Origin of the sequence: Corynebacterium tuberculostearicum (genome assembly GCF_022347235.1) — a bacterium.
GTDB lineage: Bacteria > Actinomycetota > Actinomycetes > Mycobacteriales > Mycobacteriaceae > Corynebacterium > Corynebacterium tuberculostearicum_F.
This window is the reverse complement of sequence record NZ_JAKRDX010000020.1, coordinates 1-19,221: the sequence shown is the minus strand read 5'-3', so window position 1 is coordinate 19,221 and position 19,221 is coordinate 1. Positions and strand designations below refer to the sequence as shown.

Genomic DNA, 19,221 nt, shown 5'->3' with positions numbered 1-19,221 from the left:
AGCCTAGCCCCTCTCCCCCTCCTCGGGGGAATCTTCGCCCGCGGAGTCCTGCTCGCTCTCCCCCATTTGGTCCTTGAGCTGTTGGCTCAGCGGCTTGGCGACGCCCCTTTCATCGCCCTCCTCAGCCTCTTTCTCCGGTTCCTCTTCCGGCTCCTCCGTTATTTCGTCGGCCGGAGTTTCCTCTTCTTTCTGCTCTTCTTCCGGTTCCTCCGCGGCCTCGGCAGGTGCAGAATCCTGGGACTCGTCCTCAACTACCTCGGCGTCAACGATTTCCGGATCGGTGATGGGCTCGCGCTCCGAGTCGGTGGGAGCCTCGTCGGTTTCGGCGGCGGCTGCATCGGGTGCGTCGGCAGTGACATCATCGGCGGGGTCCGCAACTGGTGCCGTGCGGGCCGCGCGCCACGCCACGAAGGCGAAGCCTGCGGCAACCGCGCAACCGACGACGGCCATCCACAGGGCGGTGAGGCCGGCGGCGGTCCACAGCTGCGGGCCGGTCGCACCGTAGTAGCCAAGGTCACCGCTAACGAGGTAGCAGGCAACCAGCATGATTACTGCGGCGGCCACCGTAGCTACTAGAACGTCCTGGAAGCTCGGGCGCTTCTTATACAGCGAATAGATTGCAGCACCGAGAGGGACGATCAATAGGGCCACCGCCCAGCTGGGCGCGGATGCTGGAATGCCGCCGGTAATGGGCAGCGGCGGCAGCGGCACGAGGTGGGCGCTAAAGAGGCTTACCGAGCCTTCACCTACGGAAAACTCCGAGCCCACCAATACCGCCGCGGTGCTCACGATGGCATTGGGAATGTAGAGAACGCTCAGCAGCACGAGTCCGGCAATGCCTAAACCGGAGATCGTGGGATAGTCATTCATCATCTCGCCCTGGCGGGAAACATTGACAAGGAATACCACCGCGAAGACTGCGGCTGCACCAATGGCCAGGTAGGCGAGGTAGCGAAGGGCGATCTGGGTGGCGTCGACAAGCGGGCGCGGCACTCCATAACGCTTGGCCAACGCCCGCCACAAGCGCCAACCCATACCGGCCGCCATGGCTGCCAGATGCAGAACAATAACGCGCAACAATGCCTGCGCCAGGTTTGGCGGGGAGACGTCATAGACCTTGCCCGCATCCCACAGCATCAGCCACGCGATGATGGTAAAGACCACTGGGACCCCGAGCACACAGGCCAAGAGAGTCAGCAGGTCCTTGACGCTGACCTTGTGTTTGACCGCGCTGCGCACACGAACCGCCACCACCGCGGCGAGGATGAGCGCTGGCAAGGCCGGCAGGAAGGAAATATGCACATCGGCCGCAGAGACTGGGGCGAGGTTAAAGACCATCCAGGCCTCCGCCACGATGGTGTACCACCACGCCATGGGAGAGCCAGCCAGCATGAGACCGCCCAGCGCGATGGCCATAATGATAAGGACAATAACCACGTTGGGCACTGCCGCCGTAATAAGCATGCGGCGAATGCGCCCGGCTTTGGTCAACGGCGCGGGGGTACGGCGCGCCTTAGCCTTGGAGCTGGCCTTGCGAGCGACTCGCTGCGCCGATCCAGAAGACTGGCGTGAGCCACTGGGATGAGGCGCGCGTGGGGTGCGCTCCGTGCGCACCGTACGGCCCCGCGCCTGGCTACGCGGGCGGGGCGTTGACCGAGATTGGGGGCTGGTGTTTTTGTTCATCGGCGTCCACTTTGCCACCTTCCGGAAGTGAAATCGGGGTGGCGCGACGAGGCGCTCGCAAAATCACCGGCGGCAACCCCTGTACCTGGGCTATACAAATATATAAGGAGTATAAAATCTACCCTGGTTTCACACCCTTAACTCTGGCTGCAATACTATGAAGGAAAAGGCCGCTAGAAAAGGCCGCTAGTTTTGCGTGACGCACGCGGAGCTCGCGTGGGATCTTTATCGCACTAATAATATTCCGTGTGCCCCATGTTGCCTGCTCGTGGACAATTTCCCCGAGGCGAGCCTGAAAATTCTTTAATTTGGGTTGCTGTTATCTTTTCGAGACGCTACTGTTACATCTCGTTGGTAACAAGAAGGTCACAATCTCGTAACTAACTCGGTGGGGACGTAACACTCGTCCTGCGCAGATTGTGAAAATGACGAAAGAAGACCTAATGCGAAGCAAAGTTCAGCGTGGCGCCGGCCGCCATCGCAAGATTGTCACCTCGCAGACCGCGAAGGGCCGCATTGCCGTAATGACGGTTGCGGCAGGTGCAGTTTCCACCGCCGGCGTTGGTGGCGCAGCCGCCGCAAACATCCAGTCCGATGACGCGGCCACCACTAAGACGCAGTCCGTCGACTTCGAGCTCGCCTCCGACTCCACCCAGGTGGAGGATGCCGCTGCAGCTCCAGTTGATGCCACCCCACAGATCCTCAACGTTGCCGAGGCAAAGCCAGTTGCCGATCTGACCGATCAGCTCAACAAAGCCATCCAGGCTTCTGAAGAGCGTGCAGCTGCCGACGAAGCCGCTCGCGCACCTTCCGTTGCCCGCCCTGCAGAAGGCGCATTCACCTCCCCATTCGCCATGCGCTGGGGCACCTTCCACAAGGGCGTCGACATCGCCAACTCTCCCGGCACCCCAATCCTTGCCGTCATGGATGGTACGGTCATCGACTCCGGTCCAGCCTCCGGCTTTGGCCAGTGGATCCGCATCATGCACGACGACGGCACCATGACCGTTTATGGTCACATGCAAACTCTTGACGTTGCCGTTGGCGAGCATGTGCACGCCGGCCAGAAGATTGCCGGCATGGGCTCGATGGGCTTTTCCACCGGCTCCCACCTCCACTTCGAAGTTCACCCGAACGGTGGCGAGGCAATCGATCCGCAGCCTTGGCTGGCCGAGCGAGGCATCGACCTCTAAGGCCCACCCCAATACCTTCTTGTTAAGCGCCGCAGTGGCTTTCCCTGCGGCGCTTTTTCATGTCCACAATTTCGCTCAAGGCACCAGCGACAGCTCCCGACCACCTAGGCTACAGCCAGCCTTTCCCAAGACTCCTCAGGGGCGTCCCGGCATTCCCATTGCGCCGCCCACAAAAGGCAAGCCCCGCCAAGGCAAGCGCCCCACCACCGGGCTCACAGCACATATTGCGCCACACAGGCAAGTCCAGTACACAGGCTTGTCGCAGGTAAATGCACATTTTTCGCCAATCACTACCCTGAACACGACACGCTATTCCCAGAGCGACACAGCCACCCCCGAAGTCTACCCCCAGACCCTAAACCAATACTTTACAGAAGCCCCTTCAGTCACATTCGTAACACGCGCAACAAGCTGGCATGTTCGAATGATTTCGAAATATTTCCGCCTCTACCAGCGTTTTTTAAGATTGCGCAGGCCGTTCGAGCGGGCTAACTTTTAACTCGTTGCCACGAGCGATCACGAGCGCAAGCATTTCGACTTTCGGCGTGTCGCGGTTGGCAGTTGAAAGACGCCGCCCCCTCCAGGATGCGGGCGTCCCAAGACCATGCACAGCCATGAAAAGGACTTTAACTATGAAGCGCATGAACCGCGCACGCAAGAACGTGGCGCTGAGCATCGTTACGCTTGGCACCGTACTTGCTACCGGCACCACCGCTTTTGCTGCAGAGCCAGTGGCTAGCGTGGACGTATCGGACGGCTCTTCCGAGCCCACCGCTACGAACGTAGATAACGCCGGCGTGGTCGACGCCCTTGTTGGCTTGGCCACCACCACCGTAGGCGTACTGAACGGCGAGACTACTCCGCAGGTAGATGGAAACGAATCCGGCGGCGTCAATATCGTCCTAGACCCGGGCACTGTACCGGGCCTGAAGGAAGCTTTCGCACCGCAGGGGAATCACTCGGGACTCACCACGAAGCGCGGCACGGACTCCGCGGGCAATACCGTGGTCTTTCCTACCTCCGGCACGCTTACTTCTGGCTTCGGCCCGCGCTGGGGCACGATGCACAACGGCATTGACGTAGCTAACCCGGTGGGCACCCCGATTTACGCGGTCATGGACGGCACCGTCATCAACTCCGGCCCAGCGCAGGGCTTTGGCAACTGGATCCGCATCCAGCACGATGACGGCACCATCTCCGTCTACGGTCACATGCCGGCAGACCTGCTCAAGGTAAATGTGGGCGAGCGCGTGACCGCGGGTCAGGAAATCGCCGGCATTGGCAGCGAGGGCCACTCCACTGGCCCGCACCTCCACTTTGAGATTCACCCAGGCGGAGGCGCCGCCGTTGACCCCGTTTCCTGGTTCAACGAGCGCGGCATTTCGGTCTAAAGCTTTTCCATCGGCACTCCGCCGATGAGCATCAGCCGGACCTTACCGGAAGAACCAAAGTCCACGGTGACCGTGGCGCGCTTGCCGGAGCCGGACGTCTCAATGACAGTTCCGAGCCCGTACTTAGCGTGATTGACGCGGTCACCCACGGCTAGGTTGAGGTTATTGTTCTTAGGCATCGAGGTCGCCGCCGGCTTGCTGGTGCGCTGCGATGGGGAAGACGCAGCGCGCCCTCCACCGCGCGACCCGGACCGGGAACCACCGCTGCCCCGCCCGGACCAATCGCGGCCGTAGGAACGACCATATTGGTAGTCGTCCTCGCCCCACGCGCCGGTCAGGGAACTATCGGAGTCTTCGCGCCGCCAGTTGATGAGGTCTTCTGGGACCTCGCCGAGGAAGCGGCTGGCGGGATTAGTCACCGGATTGCCCCACGCCGAGCGCAAAATGGCGCGGGTAAGATACAACTGCTCGCGAGCGCGGGTAATGCCCACATAGGCGAGGCGGCGCTCCTCGCTTAGTTCCTTCGGGTCACCCAGTGAGCGCATATGCGGGAATTGGCCATCCTCCCAGCCGGTCAAAAAGACTACGGGGAACTCGAGGCCCTTGGCGGTGTGCAGAGTCATCATGGTGACCACACCAGTCTCGGAATCTGGGATCTGGTCAGCATCGGCCACCAGCGACACCTTTTCCAAGAATGCCTGCAGCGAACCGGGCGCAGCTTCGCCCTCCTCTACTAGCTCGGAGGGGTCCACTGCATCCGCACCGGATGCGGCAAGCTGGTTGGCCGCCTCCGAGGTGAATTCGCGCGCCACCGATACCAACTCGTTGAGGTTATCTAGGCGCGCTCCGTCCTGCGGATCATTCGAATTTTCCAATTCCGCCTTGTATCCCGTGGCATCCAAAATGGTGGAAAGCAGCTCGCCCAAATCCGGTTGGCCGGTAACCTCATCGCGCATGGACGGGATCTGATTGCGGATACCCTCCATCATGTCGTTGAATTTGGTGACTGCGTTAATAGCCCGAGTACCAAGGCCAGGGACGTCGCCCCGGGGGACATCGGCAAGCGCCTTGCCAAAGCTGATGCCGTGGTTTTCCGCATGGAGGGCAATATGCCCCTGCGCCTTGTCACCAATGGCACGCTTGGGCACGTTGATGATGCGGCGCAGGCTTACCGTATCGTCCGGGTTATCCAAGATTCGCAGGTAGGCCACCATATCGCGGATTTCGCGCCGCTCATAAAAGCGCGTGCCACCCACCACCTTGTACGGAATTCCGGAGCGAATGAAGATATCTTCCAGCGCACGGGAGGCGTTATTGGTGCGGTACATGACCGCGATATCGGAATAGCTGCGGCCTTTATCCGCCAAGGAGTCGATTTCAGAGGCGATGAACCGCGCCTCATCATGCTCATTATCGGCAACATAGCCTACGATCTGCTCGCCCTCACCGTGGGCGGTCCACAGGTTCTTCTCGCGGCGATTCTCATTCTTGGCGATCACGGCATTGGCCGCGTTGAGAATGGTCTGCGTGGAGCGATAATTCTGTTCCAGCAAGATCGTGTGCGCCTGTGGGTAGTCGCGCTCGAATTCCTGAATATTGCGGATGGTGGCCCCGCGGAAGGCATAAATGGACTGATCGGAATCGCCCACTACGCACAACTCGGGGGCATCGGGGCCGAGCTCTCCCCTGCCCACGAGCGCGGCAACCAGCGCATACTGGGCGTGGTTGGTGTCCTGATACTCGTCGATAAGCACGTGCTTGAAGCGCCGGCGATAAAAATCCACCACCTGCTGGTGCTGGGTGAAAATCCGCACCACCTCACCGATGAGATCATCAAAGTCCACGGCATTGGCCGCGCGCAGGCGGCGCTGGTATTCGGCATAGACCTGGGCCACGGTGGTTTCAAACGGGTTCTTCGTCTGCTGTGCCTTTTCCAGTGCGGATTCGGGACCGATGAGCTCATTTTTGTGATTAGAAATCTGATTAGCCAGCACGCGCGGGGTGTACTTCTTCAGATCCAGCTGCATATCCTTAGCAATCATGGACAATAGCCGGCGGGCATCATCGCCATCATAAATGGTGAAATTGGTATTAAGCCCCGGCACCAGCTGCGCATTTTGGCGCAGGATGCGCACGCAGATGGAGTGGAAGGTAGATACCCACATGCGCTCTGCCACGGGGCCGACCAGCCCGCCCACGCGCTCCTTCATTTCCGCGGCGGCCTTATTAGTAAAGGTAATGGCGAGGATCTCCCACGGATTTACCCCGCGATGGCGCATGAGATAGGCAATGCGGCGGGTAAGCACGGCAGTCTTGCCGGAACCAGCGCCGGCCACGATGAGTAGCGGGCTGCCCGAGTGGGTAACGGCCTCAAGCTGCTGTGGGTTGAGGCCGTCGGTCAAAGCATCGGGGGATTCGGATTGCGGGCTCGCTGCGCGCGGTGCGCCGAAGCCGCTAAAGAGGCTAGGGTTCGAGGCACCACCGGTGGACGGGGAAGGGCTAAAAGGAGAGTTTTCGTTCATAGTGCCTTCCAACCTACTAGCCCCACCGGACACGACCCGTTTCCGCCGTGCGAGCTGCTATTTCCTTTTGCGCGGGCGGGTGGCACAATATGGTCTTATGACCGCAGAAGATAAGAAGGACATCGTCGATAACGGCCTGGACATCCGCACGCCTTCGGGTACGGATGATCCCCTTTCTGATGCGGAGATCCAGCAATATCGCGAAGAAATCAACCGCATGGACCGCATCATCTTGGATGCCGCCAAGCGCCGCACGGAAGTCTCCCAGGCCATTGGCCGCACCCGCATGAACTCCGGCGGCACCCGCCTGGTCCATACGCGCGAGATCGCTATTTTGAATCAGTTTCGCGATGAACTCGGTGAGGAAGGACCCACCATCGCGTCGGCGCTGCTGCGCATGGGCCGCGGCCGGCTGGGTTAGCCGAATAATTACTGGCCAGCAGATACTATGCAGTACCCTGAATTAGCATGAATGCAGTTCTCGTCGCCGTCATAGTCATGCTCGTGCTCGCCCTCCTGCGCGTGCATGTGGTGGTAGCACTCTTCCTAGGCGCCATCGTCGGCGGGCTCCTGTCCGGCATGGGCCTCGATGCCACCATGGTCGCCTTCCAAGACGGCTTGGGCGGCGGCGCCAAGATTGCTCTAAGCTATGCCCTCTTGGGCGCTTTTGCCATGGGCGTGGCCTCGGCTGGGCTGCCGCAGGTCCTGGCTAATTTCCTCATCCGCAAGCTCGGCGGCAGCGGCGAAGCAGACCCCAAAGCCGCCCTGGCCACCAAGTGGATGCTCATCCTCGGGCTCATCGCCATGTCCGTGATGAGCCAGAACCTCATCCCGGTCCACATCGCCTTCATTCCGCTCATCATCCCGCCGCTACTTACAGTGATGAATAAGCTGCGTCTGGACCGCCGGTTGATTACTACCTGCCTGACCTTCGGCCTTATCACCACCTACATGTTCATTCCGGTGGGCTTTGGCTCCATCTACTTAAACGACATCCTGCTCTTTAATATCCAGCAGGCGGGGCTTGATACCTCCGATATCAATATCATGCAGGTTATGGGCGTACCAGCGCTCGGCATGCTCGCCGGCCTACTCATCGCCATCTTCTTTAGCTACCGCAAGCCGCGCGACTATGAAAACCTGCCCATCACGGCTGAAGAGCACCAAGAGGCCCCCTCGGCCTATAAGGTGTGGGTGTCCGTCGTGGCCATCATTGCCACCTTTGCGGTGCAGATTGTCATGCAGGCTCTCGACTTCGAGTCCGATGGCCTCATGGTCGGCGCGCTGACCGGCCTGGGCATTTTGCTGCTTACCGGCGCGGTGGACTGGAAGCACGCGGACGATGTCTTTACCAATGGCATGAAGATGATGGCGCTCATCGGCTTCATCATGATCACCGCCCAAGGCTTTGCCTCGGTCATGACGGCCACCAATGAGGTCGGCCCGCTGGTAGATGCCACCGCTAGCCTCTTTGGCACCAATAAGGTCCTCTCCGCCGGCGCGATGCTGGTGGTAGGCCTCGTGGTCACCATGGGCATCGGCTCGTCCTTTTCCACCCTGCCCATCATTTCCGTTATCTATGTGCCGCTGTGCATGTCGCTGGGCTTTAGCCCCGCGGCCACCGTGGCGCTTATTGGCACCGCAGGCGCGCTTGGCGACGCCGGCTCTCCCGCCTCCGATTCCACCCTCGGCCCCACCGCGGGCCTCGGCGCGGACGGCCAGCACGACCACATCCGCGACTCGGTCATTCCCACCTTTATCCACTTCAATATTCCGCTGCTCATCGCCGGCTGGGCAGGCGCACTCATCCTCTAGAAGGGTCCGACGCGGGTGCCCTTTCTGGACTACGGTGGGAGGGGTACATGTTGCCAATGCGCTAGTTGCCAGAAAGGCCTACCACCATGGATATCACCGCATCTGCCCAGTGGAGCGAGCTCGCGAAGGTATATGAGGACAAAAAGGACCTCAACCTCCGCGAGCTTTTTGCCGCCGATGCAGACCGCGCCCGCAACTTCACCTTCGACGCCGCCGGGCTGCACGTGGATCTGTCGAAGAACCTGATCGACGGGGACATCGTCAAGCAGCTGGTTGAGGTAGCCAAGGCCGCCGACCTTGAGGCCCGCCGCGACGCCATGTTCGCCGGCGAGCACATCAATAACACCGAGGACCGCGCCGTGCTGCATACCGCGCTGCGCATCCCGGCCGAAGATGACTTGACCGTTGACGGCCAGGATGTTGCCGCCGATGTCCACGAGGTCTTGGGCCGCATGCGTGATTTTGCCACCGCGCTGCGCTCCGGCGCTTGGCTGGGGCATACCGGCCACACCATTAAAAAGGTAGTCAACATCGGCATTGGTGGCTCCGACCTTGGTCCGGCCATGGCGGCCAAGGCACTTCGCTCCTATGAGGTCGCTGGCATCTCGGCCGAGTTCGTCTCCAACGTTGACCCGGCCGATATGGCCGCCACGCTCGATGGCCTGGATGCAGAATCTACCCTATTCATCATCGCCTCCAAGACGTTTACCACTCAGGAGACGCTAACCAATGCGCACGCCGCGCGCCGCTGGCTCATCGAGAAATTCGATGGTGATGAGTCCGCCGTGGCCAAGCACTTCGTCGCCGTGTCCACCAATGCGGAGAAGGTAGCCGAGTTCGGCATCGATACCGAGAACATGTTCCCGTTCTGGAATTGGGTCGGCGGCCGCTACTCCGTGGATTGCGCCATCGGCCTGTCCCTCATGTGCACCATTGGCCCGATGGACTTCATGCGCTTCCTCGAGGGCTTCCACGCCATGGACGAGCACTTCCGCACCGCGCCACTGGAAGAAAACGTCCCAGCGCTCATGGGCCTCCTCGGTGTCTGGTACACCAACTTCTTCGGCGCCCAGACCCACGCCGTGCTGCCCTACTCCCAGGACCTCGGCCGCTTCCCGGCCTACCTGCAGCAGTTGACCATGGAATCCAATGGCAAGTCCGTGCGCCGCGATGGCACCGCGGTTACCGCCCCGTCCACTGGTGAAATCTACTGGGGCGAGCCGGGCACCAATGGCCAGCACGCCTTCTTCCAGCTCATGCACCAGGGCACCCGCCTCATCCCGGCGGACTTCATCGGCTTTGCTCGCCCGAAGCAGGACTTCCCCACCGCCGATGGCTCCGGCTCCATGCATGATCTGCTCATGGGCAACTTCTTTGCCCAGACCAAGGTGCTGGCCTTTGGCAAGACCGCAGAGGAAATCGCAGCCGAAGGCGTAGACGAGGCCGTCGTGCCGCACAAGGTCATGCCGGGCAACCGCCCGACCACCACCATCCTGGCTGAGGAGCTTACCCCTGCCGTGCTCGGCGCGCTCATCGCCCTCTATGAGCACATTGTGTTCACCCAAGGCGTTATCTGGGATATCAACTCCTTTGACCAGTGGGGCGTGGAGCTGGGCAAGCAGCAGGCCAATGACCTGGCCCCAGCCGTCTCCGGCGCTGAGGCCGCCAACTCCGGCGACCAGTCCACCGATGAGCTCATCGGTTGGTACCGCTCCAACCGCTAAAGGCCCACTTTTAGCCGCGCTATCCCCTCCCACACACTCGGCGGGGTGGATAACGCGGCCACTTTTTGGCCTTCTCGGCCCACCGCGATGCAAAACAAGCACGTTCTGCCCAAAATCAGCGCGACATCGGGTGGAACGTGCTTGTTTTGTCAGCGGAATACGGTTTAGAGCTTGACCATCGGCTCCCAGCCGAATGGAATGTGGTCAGAGTCCACAATCTTGCGGCCGAACGGGAAGCAGGTCACCGGGATCATCTTCAGGTTAGCCAGGGCGGCCGGGATGCCCACGATGGTCACTACCTGTGCCGCCGCGGTGGTGACGTGGCCAATGGCCAGCCACAGGCCGGCGACCACGAACCAGACGACGTTGGAGAAGGTGGACATGGAGCCGCTCCCCTTGACCGGCTGCACCACCGAGCGGCCGAACGGCCACAGGGCGAAATTAGCCATGCGGAACGACGCTACGCCCGCTGGAATGGTGACGATGAAGATGCAGGCGATAATGCCAAAGAGGAAGTAGGCCAAGGCTAGGAGGAACCCGCCGGTGATGAACCAAATGATATTGAGAAGGGTACGCATAGCCCCCACCCTAGCGGCCTACGCCGAGGAGTGAAGCGGCTGGCAATGCGGGCACCACCAGATGATGCGCTCGAGTTCGCCTTCGTCGCCGCCCTGGTCCACGCCGCCGAGCGCGCCCTTGGTAATGAACGTGCCGCAGCGGCGGCAGCGCTTGCGATTGCGGCCGAAGACATAGGTGGTCTCCCCGGCGCGGCGCACGCCGGTGGTCACGCGCACCGGGGAGGTGCGATTGGCCCACATGATCCGCCGGGAAATATCGAGGATGCGGGCGGTATCGACCTCGGCTACTGGAGTGGCTGGGTGCACGCCGGCCAAGAAACAGGCCTCGGCGCGGTATTCATTGCCGATGCCTGCAACGACCTTCTGATCGAGCAGCGCCGCGCCGATGGCGCGCTGCGGCCGGGAGTTGAGCCGGCGCAAGGCTTCCTCACGGTCCCAGTGGGGGTCGAGGATATCGGGACCGAGGTGCGCGATGCGCTGATGGTACTGGTCGGCGGGATAGATGTCCACGAAGCCCAGCTGGTGGCCGACGACCTCGATATCGCGCGGGGAATTGGCCAGCTGCAGCACGATGCGGGCAGTGTGGCCGGGCTTGCGCCAGCGATCGCCTGCGTAGTGGATGGCCCAGGTGCCCTCCATCTTGAGGTGGGTGTGCACGATGGTCTGGTCGAATTGCATGAACAGGTGCTTGCCATAGGGCCAGACGCGCTCGCACACCATGCCATCGAGATGGACAGTGGCATAGCGCGGCACGCGCACGGAGCAGCCGGTGACCTCGCGGCCGGCCATGAACTGCAACCGGTTGGATAGCTGCAGGACGGAATCGCCTTCGGGCATGACACCTCCTGTGGATCTTTAGCGGCGGTACCCGCCGCGCGGACGGAAACCACCATTATTGCGCGGAGCCGACGGCGGATCATCAAAGCTGAGCTCTTCGATGGCCTCGGTGGCCCGGCGGCCTGCGCGTGGGGTGCGGGGAGCAGCGGCGCGAGCGGAGATGCGCACGCCCTTCGGCGTAATCCCGGCGCCGGCGTCGCGCAGGTGGGCCGCCACATCGGTTTTATGGATGGGGCTGCCATTGCACTTTTCGACGACCAACGGGGACAACGCTCCCCTCGCCACCATGTCCGTGAGCGCGGAAACCAAGCGGGGATATACCTCGGCGGGGTCGATGCCATCGGGAAGCGATTCGATAAAGGTAGTGAGGGTTTTGCCGCCGCGGGTGAGGTGGGCGATGGGTAGGCCGTCGATAAGCACTACCAGCGCACCGGCCGAACGGGTGGGGCCGCCAGTAGCCTTGCCGTCGGCGTCGTCGCGCTGCGGCCAGGGCAGGGCCGCACCGTAGGGATTGGCCGGGTCGCAGGCGGCGAGGACAAAGGTCTCGGGCTCGGTGGTACCAGACGGCCAGCCGGTAACATCCGGGGAATCGGCCAGGCCGCGCAGGCGGTCGATGATGGCGGGGGTAGAAAATTGGGCGGCGCCCAGCCCATCGATGACGTAGCCGCGCATGGCCTTGCCGGATTCCTCAAAGCCGGAGAGCACCTTATAGGCCAGTGCAAAACCTCCCAGCACGTCTTCGGCCACAACGGAGCCGCGGGTGAGCACTCCGTAGCGGTCGAGCCAAGCCTCGCCGTGTGCCACAGACCGAGAGGTAGCATCAGTGGCGGCGGAAACCGCCAGCGACCACCGGCCCATGACATCGGGCGGGGTCCCCGCACCCGCGGCGTTCTGAGCTTGGGCAAAAGAGGTACGCCCCATACGCAGGCGGGAACGGGTGGGGCGCCGCTTCGAGCGATGCGCGGTGCGGCCTGAGCGCGAGCCGCCGGAAGACAGTCGGGTGCGAATAGGCGCGAAGGAATCGGGACTCACCAAGCCCATCTCCACCAGCCCCCAGAGGGCCTCGCGGGTTTCCTCGGTAGTGCCGGGGACCTCGGCGGCGATATCGGCAAAGAGGAAGCCGCCGCCGCGACCAAGGACGTCGAGGATGGCGCGCTGCACCATGCTGACCCCCTCGGCATCCGTTTCCGGGGCGAGTTGAGCAGCATAGTCTGAGGGCAACAGCATGATCCAGGGGTCGGCCGCGCCGGCCTTGCCAGCACCCACAATGAGCACCTCGCCATTGGAGGTGAGCTCATCGAGCATGGTGGGTGAATAATCTCCCACCCGGGCGGGCAGGATGAGCGATTCCCACGCAGAGGCGGGCAGGCGCACCCCGGCGAGCTGCTCGATGACGGAAAAGACGCCATCGGCACCGCGCAGGGCCGGGCGCTTTCCGGCCGGTGCGATGCTATGCCACTCCGGCAAGAAACGGGCGAAGGTAGCGCCCGAGACCGGCTCGGTAGCAGCCCTAGCTGCAGCGAGCGAGCGCGAGCGAATGGTCTTCAGCACCGCGGCGGCGCAGTACTCCTGCTCCTGCACTCCCTGGCGGTAGCGGCCTTCTACTACCCCATCGAGCGCGCCGAGGACGGTGTGCGCGGCGGAGACGGAAATGCCGAAAGCTTCGGTGAGATCGCGCAGCACAAACGGACCGCGAGTGCGCGCCCACCGCGAGACCAGCTGTGGCAAGGCATCAGAAATGGTGGCCACTTGGGCAGGGATGCCGGGAGGAATGGGGATACCTAGGGCGTCGCGAAGCAGGGGTGCATCCTGTGCCTGGGCTAGGTGCTCGCGCCCGCCAATGCGCACGCGCATAATCCGCGTGCCCAGCTTGTCCAGGGCGGATAACGGCACGTCGGTGTGCTCGCCCAACTCGTCGACGGGAATCGGCCCGAGCACGCGAAGCAGGTCCGCAACCTCCTCGGTGGTGCGGGCCCGGCGCGCGGGATCGGTGCGCTGGAGCTGGGCATGGACCTCGGCGATGATCTCCGGATCCAGCAGCTCGCGTAGCTCCACCGTACCCAGCAGCTTGGCTAAAAGCGCTGGGTCGAGAGCCAGGGCGGCCGCGCGCTTTTCCGCCAGCGGGGAATCGCCCTCGTACATAAACGCGCCGGTGTAGTTAAACAGCAGTGAGGAGGCAAAGGGAGAAGGCTGTTCGGTGGTGACCTCCGCGATGCGGATGCGGCGGTGGCCGAGCTCCCGCATGACCTCCGTGAGCGCAGGAACGTCGTAGACGTCCTGGACGCACTCGCGCACCGTCTCCAAGATGATGGGGAAGGACGGATACTTGCGGGCAACGTCCAAAAGCTGCTCGGCGCGCTGGCGCTGCTGCCACAGCGGCGCGCGCTTGCCGGGATTGCGCCTGGGCAAAAGCAGCGCGCGGGCGGCGCACTCGCGGAAGCGGGAGGCAAAGAGCGCGGAATTGCCCACTTGCTCGGCCACGATATCGGCAATCTCATCGGCGTCGAAGGCAAAGATGGATCCATCGGGCTCGGATTCGGCCTCCGGCAGGCGCAGCACGATGCCGTCATCGCCGGCCACCGCCTGCGGGTCCATGCCGGTGCGCTCGCCTACCCGGGCGCCCACGGCAAGTGCCCACGCGGAGTTCACCGGCCGTCCAAACGGGGTATGCAGCACCACGCGCCAATCGCCCAGCTCATCGCGAAAGCGCTCGAGCACCAGAGTCTTTTCATCCGGGATAACACCGGTGGCCTCATTTTGCTCCTGCAGGTAGGCCACGATATTGGAGCGCGCATTATCATCGGCATCCGCAATAGCTTCCGGCGAGCTATAGACCTCGCGGCGGTACTCGCCCAGTGCCTTGCCCAGCTCATAGGGACGGCCCGCACCATCGCCATTCCAGAAGGGCAGGCGGCCGGTATGCCCCGGCGCGGGGGTCACCAGTACCTGGTCGCGCGTGATGTCCTCAATGCGCCAACTGGTCGCGCCCAAGGTGAAAACATCGCCCACCCGGGACTCGTAGACCATCTCCTCATCCAGCTCGCCTACCCGGCGCGGGGCACCACCGGAGCCCTCACCGGCACCGGTATAGAGGAATACGCCGAACATGCCCCTATCCGGAATCGTGCCGCCGCTGGTCACGGCCACGCGCTGGGCACCTGGCCGCGCGGTCATCACTCCCGTCACGCGGTCATAGACCACGCGGGGCTTGAGCTCGGCAAAGTCCGTGGACGGGTACACGCCGCTGACCAGGTCCAGCACGGAGTCATAGACCTCGCGCGCCAGATCGCGGTAGGGCCAGGCCCGGCGGACCATCTCGTACCACTCATCGGCATCGAGCCCATCGTCCCCGGCCGCGGCCACCGCCGCCACCGTCTGTTGCGCCAGCACGTCCAGCGGGTTGCGCGGGGTATGCATTTCCTCGATGAGCCCGGCGCGCATGCGCGCTACCGTCAGCGTGGACTGCACCAGATCCGCGCGGTGCTTGGGATAAAAGGAGCCATGCGATACCGCGCCCACGAAGTGCCCGGCGCGGCCCACGCGCTGCAGGCCGGAGGCCACGGAGGGCGGCGATTCCACTTGCACCACCAGCTCCACGGCACCCATATCGATGCCCAGCTCCAGCGAGCTGGTGGCCACCACGGCCTTGAGCGTGCCCTCCTTCAGCATGGTCTCGGTCATCGCGCGCTCGTCCTTGGACACCGAGCCATGGTGGGCGCGGGCGATGACTGCCGGGGCCTTGCCGGCAACGTCGATCTGCTTCATCAGCTGGGCCGGGTCGCGCCGAGTCGCCGGCGAGAGCGATTCCGGATCGTGCTCGGCCGCATAGAGCTCATTGAGCCGGCTGGTCAGCCGCTCGGCGGTACGGCGGGAATTGACGAATACCAACGTGGAACGGTGCGCCATGATCTCCGCATAGAGGTCATCCTCTATATACGGCCAGATGGACTTGGCCGTGGGCAGCGCGGATTCATCCACGGAGGGCGCGCTAATCCCGATGGCATCATCCACTGTCATCTCCCCGATGGTGGAGCCTTGCTCCGGCGTGGGGAGATCGGACATATCCTCCACGGGCACGTGCACATCCAGCTGCCACTTCTTTTCCGCGTCCGGGGCCACGATCTCCACCGGCCGGTTGCCGCCCAAAAAATTCGATACCGCAGACAGCGGCCGCACGGTGGCGGAAAGTCCAATGCGCTGGAAGTCTCCTGCCACCTGCTGCAGGCGCTCCAAAGTCAGAGCCAGATGCACGCCGCGCTTGGTGCCAGCCAGGGCATGAATCTCATCGATGATGACGGTATCCACCGTCTTCAAAATGCCTGCCGCCTTGGAGGTCAGCATCAAGTAGGCCGACTCCGGGGTGGTGATCAAGATATCCGGCGGCTTGCGCACCTGCCGTGCACGCTCGGCAGACGGCGTATCGCCCGAGCGCACGCCCACCGATATATCCGGCACGTCCAGCCCCAGGTTCTCCGCGGTGCGCGCAATGCCGGTCAGCGGGGCGCGCAGGTTATTTTCCACATCTACGCCCAGCGCCTTGAGCGGCGAGATATACAGCACCTTCACCCCGGCGGCGGATCCGGCAGTCCCTGAGCCCACCGGCAGCGCCAGCTGGCCCTCGCGCTCGACCAAATTATTCAGCGCCCACAAGAACGCGGCGAGCGTCTTACCGGAGCCGGTAGGGGCTACCACAAGGGCGTGCTCACCGCGGGAAATCTTCTCCCAGGCCTGCTCCTGCACGGCGGTGGGGGCGGCAAATACATCCCTAAACCACTGCGCTACTTGGGGCCGGAAGCGGTCGAGGATGTTTTCTGGCATGCCCACACTCTAGTCCGCGTTGTAATGTGGGCACCATGACCGTCGAGATTTCTGATTCCCGCCTGACCAATTCCCTCGCCCAGGGCTGCGGTGAGATCCTGAAAGGCGTGCGCAACGGGGGCCTGCTACGGGGCCTTTCGCTTGGCGACGCCGGCGATGAAGCCGCCCAAGAATGGATCGCCCGCGTCCTCGAGCAGCACCGCCCCCAGGACGGCATGCTCTCTGAGGAAGCCTCCGATGACCTGGCCCGCCTGAAGAAGGACCGCGTATGGATCGTGGATCCGCTCGACGGCACCAAAGAATTTGCCACCGGCCGCCAGGACTGGGCCGTGCACATCGCCCTAGTAGAAAACGGTATCCCCATCCACGCGGCTGTGGGTCTGCCGGATCTCGGCGTTACCTTCAAGTCCTCGGATGTCAGGGCGGTCACCGGCCCGCTGTCTAAGAAGTTCGTTGTCTCCCGCAACCGCCCGCCCAAGGTAGCCGACTACATTGCGGAGAAAATGGGCTATGAAATCGTGGGCGTCGGCTCTGCTGGCGCCAAGGCCATGCACGTGCTGCTGGGCGATTATGACGGTTATATCCACGCCGGCGGCCAGTACGAGTGGGATCAGGCTGCCCCGGTGGGCGTCGCCCAGGCGGCCGGCCTGCACTGCTGCCGCCTCGACGGATCCGAAATCCACTTCAATAATGAGGACACCTTCATCCCGGATATCCTCATCTGCCGCCCCGAGCTCAAGGATGAGATCTTGGAGCATGCCCAGCCCTTTGCCGAGGAGCACGGCGGATTCTAAACTAGTGCGCATGATTGAGACCCCGTACGAGGATCTGCTGAAAAAGGTCCTAGAGACCGGCACGCCCAAAGGCGATCGCACCGGCACCGGAACGCGCTCCATCTTCGGCGCGCAGCTGCGCTATAACCTGGCCGAGTCCTTCCCACTGCTGACCACCAAGAAGGTCTACTTCCACGCAGTATTGGGCGAGCTGTTGTGGTTCCTCAAGGGCGAGTCCAATATAAAGTTCCTGCAGGAGAACAAGGTCCGCATCTGGAATGAGTGGGCGGATGACAATGGCGAGCTGGGCCCGGTCTACGGCGTGCAGTGGCGCTCCTGGCCCACCCCGGACGGCCAGCACATCGATCAGATCCAGCAGGCGCTCGATACCCTCAAGAACAACCCGGATTCTCGCCGCAACCTGGTCTCCGCGTGGAACGTCGCGGAGCTCGACCAGATGGCTCTGATGCCCTGCCACCTGCTCTTCCAGCTCTACGTGGCCGATGGCACCTTGTCCATGCAGGTCTACCAGCGCTCGGCCGATATGTTCCTCGGCGTGCCCTTTAATATCGCCTCCTACGCGGCGCTGACCCACATGTTTGCTCAACAGGCCGGACTCAAGGTGGGCGAGCTCATCTGGACCGGCGGCGATTGCCATATCTATAACGACCACGTGGAGCAGGTGAAAGAGCAGCTTTCGCGCGAGCCCCGCCCGTACCCGCAGCTCAACTTGCGCAAGGCGGAAGACATGTTCTCCTATGACTTCGCCGACTTTGAGATTGAGGGCTACGACCCCCACCCCACCATCAAGGCGCAGGTGTCCGTTTAATGTTGGGCGCAATCTGGGCACAGTCCTTGGACGGCATCATTGGCGATGGCGAGCAGATGCCTTGGCACGTGCCGGAGGATCTCAAGCACTTTAAGGACGTGACCATGGGCGCGCCGGTCATCATGGGCCGGAAAACCTGGGAGTCGCTGAACCCCAAGTTCCGCCCGCTTCCCGGCCGCGAGAACTACGTGCTCTCCTCCCGCACCCCCGGCCAGTGGTCCGCCGGCGCCCAAGTCCTCACCGCAATGCCCTCGCTTTCCGACGCCTGGGTTATCGGCGGTGGCCAAATCTACACCGCCACCTTGGACCAAGTGGACCGCATTGAGGTCACCCTTATGGGCGTCAATATCGGCAATGTTTATGGCGATAAATCCATCTATGCCCCCGACATCCCCGAGGAATTCGGCCTCGCCCACAGCACCGATTGGCTCACCTCCGCCAAGGGCCACTTGGCGCTGCCGAATCAAGAGGCCAGCGTTCTCCCCATCAAATACCGCTTTTTAACCTACGACCGAAAGGATGCAGCCTAATGTCTGTTACTACCCCAGAAACCAACTCCGACGTCACCATCTTCTACGCCGACTGGTGCCCCTTCTGCGCCAAGCTGATCAAGAACCTGGACCGCACCGAAACCCCATACGAGCTTGTCGACGTCGAAGGTGACAACACCGAAGACATCAACGCCTGGATCGAATCCGTCAACGACGGCAACCGCATCATCCCCACCGTCCTCTACTCCGACGGCACCCACGAGACCAACCCGCCGGCTTCCTCCGTGCGCAATAAGCAGAAGGAATTGGCGGACAACTAAGCCATTTCGGGGCGCTCCTGCCCCACTGCTATGATTAGCCAAGTTGCACACGCAACCCCGCCCCAGTAGCTCAGGGGATAGAGCACGGCTCTCCTAAAGCCGGTGTCGGTGGTTCGAATCCACTCTGGGGCACCATGTGAAGTCTCGAGACATCGTTCCGGTCGGTGTCTCGAGATTTTCTGCTTTTGGTTGCCCCAGACTCCCGAAAACCAGGCATTCGCAACGTCGCGAGTACTGCGAGGGTCAG

Annotated in this window: 14 protein-coding genes and 1 tRNA gene; 10 read left to right on the top strand and 5 right to left on the bottom strand. The window is 62.5% G+C overall.

All coding sequences use genetic code 11. The features are described from left to right. Positions 1 to 3 precede the first annotated feature (3 nt). Positions 4 to 1,701, bottom strand: coding sequence for a cell division protein PerM (locus MHK09_RS09975; protein ID WP_250413457.1), 1,698 nt, complete (start codon positions 1,699 to 1,701; stop codon positions 4 to 6). 425 nt (positions 1,702 to 2,126) lie between these two features. Between MHK09_RS09975 and MHK09_RS09970 the strand changes: the two genes are divergently transcribed. Together MHK09_RS09970 and MHK09_RS09965 are read left to right on the top strand one after the other, a co-directional pair. Continuing rightward, positions 2,127 to 2,876 (top strand): M23 family metallopeptidase, encoded by a 750-nt coding sequence (locus MHK09_RS09970; RefSeq protein ID WP_250413456.1) that lies wholly within the window; start codon positions 2,127 to 2,129, stop codon positions 2,874 to 2,876. 632 nt (positions 2,877 to 3,508) lie between these two features. Beyond that, positions 3,509 to 4,267 carry a M23 family metallopeptidase gene (locus tag MHK09_RS09965; protein WP_250413455.1) on the top strand — a complete coding sequence of 253 codons (759 nt, stop codon included), beginning with the start codon at positions 3,509 to 3,511 and terminating at the stop codon, positions 4,265 to 4,267. Here the strand turns inward: MHK09_RS09965 and pcrA are convergent. Continuing rightward, positions 4,264 to 6,789, bottom strand: a complete 2,526-nt coding sequence (gene pcrA, locus MHK09_RS09960) for a DNA helicase PcrA (RefSeq protein WP_250413454.1) — start codon at positions 6,787 to 6,789, stop codon at positions 4,264 to 4,266. The genes MHK09_RS09965 and pcrA overlap by 4 nt on opposite strands. A gap of 97 nt (positions 6,790 to 6,886) precedes the next feature. On the opposite strand from pcrA, the gene MHK09_RS09955 reads away from it, so the two are divergent. From MHK09_RS09955 to pgi, 3 genes are all read left to right on the top strand, one after another. Beyond that, positions 6,887 to 7,210, top strand: a complete 324-nt coding sequence (locus tag MHK09_RS09955; RefSeq protein WP_200436012.1) for a chorismate mutase — start codon at positions 6,887 to 6,889, stop codon at positions 7,208 to 7,210. A gap of 47 nt (positions 7,211 to 7,257) precedes the next feature. Further along, entirely contained in the window at positions 7,258 to 8,604 is a 1,347-nt protein-coding gene (locus tag MHK09_RS09950) for a Na+/H+ antiporter family protein (protein ID WP_250413453.1), read from the top strand. A gap of 86 nt (positions 8,605 to 8,690) precedes the next feature. Then, the gene (pgi, locus tag MHK09_RS09945; protein WP_250413452.1) at positions 8,691 to 10,328 is read left to right on the top strand and encodes a glucose-6-phosphate isomerase; all 1,638 of its coding nucleotides are present in this window, start codon (positions 8,691 to 8,693) and stop codon (positions 10,326 to 10,328) included. A gap of 164 nt (positions 10,329 to 10,492) precedes the next feature. On the opposite strand, the gene MHK09_RS09940 is transcribed toward pgi, so the two are convergent. Genes MHK09_RS09940 through MHK09_RS09930 form a run of 3 tightly spaced genes read right to left on the bottom strand, consistent with a single transcriptional unit; the run spans position 10,493 to position 16,561 of the window. Beyond that, positions 10,493 to 10,906 carry a YccF domain-containing protein gene (locus tag MHK09_RS09940; RefSeq protein ID WP_239194198.1) on the bottom strand — a complete coding sequence of 138 codons (414 nt, stop codon included), beginning with the start codon at positions 10,904 to 10,906 and terminating at the stop codon, positions 10,493 to 10,495. An 18-nt stretch (positions 10,907 to 10,924) separates the two neighbouring features. After that, a complete protein-coding gene (locus MHK09_RS09935) occupies positions 10,925 to 11,743 on the bottom strand; it encodes a DNA-formamidopyrimidine glycosylase family protein (RefSeq protein ID WP_250413451.1) in 819 nt (272 codons plus the stop codon). A gap of 18 nt (positions 11,744 to 11,761) precedes the next feature. Continuing rightward, on the bottom strand, positions 11,762 to 16,561 hold the full coding sequence (locus tag MHK09_RS09930) for an ATP-dependent helicase (RefSeq protein WP_250413450.1): 4,800 nt from the start codon (positions 16,559 to 16,561) through the stop codon (positions 11,762 to 11,764). Positions 16,562 to 16,596: 35 nt separating this feature from the next. Between MHK09_RS09930 and MHK09_RS09925 the strand changes: the two genes are divergently transcribed. The 5 genes from MHK09_RS09925 (at position 16,597) to MHK09_RS09905 (ending at position 19,109) form a co-directional block, all read left to right on the top strand. Further along, complete coding sequence (locus MHK09_RS09925) at positions 16,597 to 17,355, top strand: 3'(2'),5'-bisphosphate nucleotidase CysQ (protein ID WP_250413449.1); 759 nt, start codon at positions 16,597 to 16,599, stop codon at positions 17,353 to 17,355. Then, positions 17,318 to 18,163: a thymidylate synthase gene (locus tag MHK09_RS09920; protein WP_285440150.1), complete on the top strand. Its 846-nt coding sequence runs from the start codon at positions 17,318 to 17,320 to the stop codon at positions 18,161 to 18,163. The genes MHK09_RS09925 and MHK09_RS09920 overlap by 38 nt, the downstream gene beginning before the upstream one ends. Further along, complete coding sequence (locus MHK09_RS09915) at positions 18,163 to 18,693, top strand: dihydrofolate reductase (protein ID WP_250413447.1); 531 nt, start codon at positions 18,163 to 18,165, stop codon at positions 18,691 to 18,693. Before MHK09_RS09920 ends, MHK09_RS09915 begins: the two co-directional genes overlap by 1 nt. Beyond that, complete coding sequence (locus MHK09_RS09910; protein ID WP_250413446.1) at positions 18,693 to 18,974, top strand: glutaredoxin domain-containing protein; 282 nt, start codon at positions 18,693 to 18,695, stop codon at positions 18,972 to 18,974. The genes MHK09_RS09915 and MHK09_RS09910 overlap by 1 nt, the downstream gene beginning before the upstream one ends. A 59-nt stretch (positions 18,975 to 19,033) precedes the next feature. Beyond that, a tRNA-Arg gene (locus MHK09_RS09905) sits at positions 19,034 to 19,109 on the top strand. Positions 19,110 to 19,221: the final 112 nt, after the last annotated feature.